The 1,231-nt window shown below is 40.1% G+C and carries 2 protein-coding genes; both read left to right on the plus strand.

The annotated features are described in order from the left end of the window. On the plus strand, nt 1–494 hold a 494-nt coding region (locus tag QTN95_RS20725; protein ID WP_331418860.1), incomplete at its 5' end, for an RHS repeat-associated core domain-containing protein. A 5-nt stretch (nt 495–499) separates the two neighbouring features. Beyond that, nucleotides 500–850: a hypothetical protein gene (locus QTN95_RS20730; protein WP_331418861.1), complete on the plus strand. Its 351-nt coding sequence runs from the start codon at nt 500–502 to the stop codon at nt 848–850. Nucleotides 851–1,231 lie beyond the last annotated feature (381 nt).

Raw genomic sequence — 1,231 nt, forward strand, 5'->3', positions numbered from 1 at the left:
AAACAGGGCTTTACTACAACCTGCACCGTTATTATGATACAGACAGCGGGCAGTATTTAAGCTCTGACCCCATCGGCATGGCGGGTGGTTTAAGACCACAAGCGTATGTACACAATCCGATGGACTGGGTGGATCCGTTTGGGTTGGCACCGGAGGATCCAGGGAAGTACGATGTAGGAGCTTACGATGATATTAGAGGCACTGTTCCTGGACTGGATGCACACCACGTAGGGCAGAAAGCATTAATGAAAAAGTTTGTTGATGGATATGATCCTGCGACAGCTCCTGCAATTCTCGTACCCAAAGTTGGGCATACTATTAAAGGGCCGAATGGAATCGTTTCTCGAAGTACTAAAGGTATTGATAATGCAAGACAGTTACTTGCCAGAGATATTAAAGAGTTAAGGCGTGTTTATTCAGATGTGCCTAATAGCCAGCTTCAAAAGCTAATAAAAATGAACAAAGAAATGTACCCTTCATCTTTCCAAAAGTGATAAAAATGAAAACAGAATATTTTGTAGAAAAAATAAGGAAAGCGATCATTGATGAGAATGACGCGATTTATCGAGATTTGTTTAACAATACTGATATAGCTGATGCTACTGATGAGTATTGGAAAAAGGCTCTATCATTGTTTAAAAGTCTTGATAAAGATGGTCAAGAAGCGTTGTTTGAAATCATGAGACAGGTATCTGTGGATACACTGTCAAATATGTTTGGTGTTCTCGATGGTGTATCCTCTTTGGAAAATGTCCATGAAGAGTTCAAACTAACTGCAGATGATGACGAATCAGAAGTTATTAATGGTGATCTACAAGATATATTTTTAGAAATGGAAGAAGATTTATGACGAAATACCAGACTGTTAAACTGACTTGCAAGTAAATGGGACAGGCGCTTTTTGAAAAATCTTGAGTTACCTCTTGTCTCTTATACCAAGCGCTACTTGTATTGATGAAATTGAGTACAATTGTTGGGTATCTGCTGAGAAAGTGGTGAATATCCCTTATCTCTTTGAATTTTGGGTATGTGAAAACGCCAATGTGGCTATTGGCTTAAGAGTTTGATGTGTGTGGTTTGTCTGGAATAAACGGGGACACTCACTTTAAGAAAATAAGAAGGGCAACTCCGCTACGACGATGAACAACGGATCACCTACTACCACAGTGCCTTTGGCGGCACCTCCCAATATGTAAAAGACGACAAAAACCGCATCATTGCGATTGTCGAC

This window comes from Vibrio sp. M260112 (genome assembly GCF_036533775.1).
Lineage (GTDB): Bacteria > Pseudomonadota > Gammaproteobacteria > Enterobacterales > Vibrionaceae > Vibrio.

What these genes read in the sequence shown, in the direction of transcription:
- QTN95_RS20730 (WP_331418861.1), top strand. Translation starts at nt 500, where the DNA reads ATGAAAACAGAATATTTTGTAGAAAAAATAAGGAAAGCGATCATTGAT.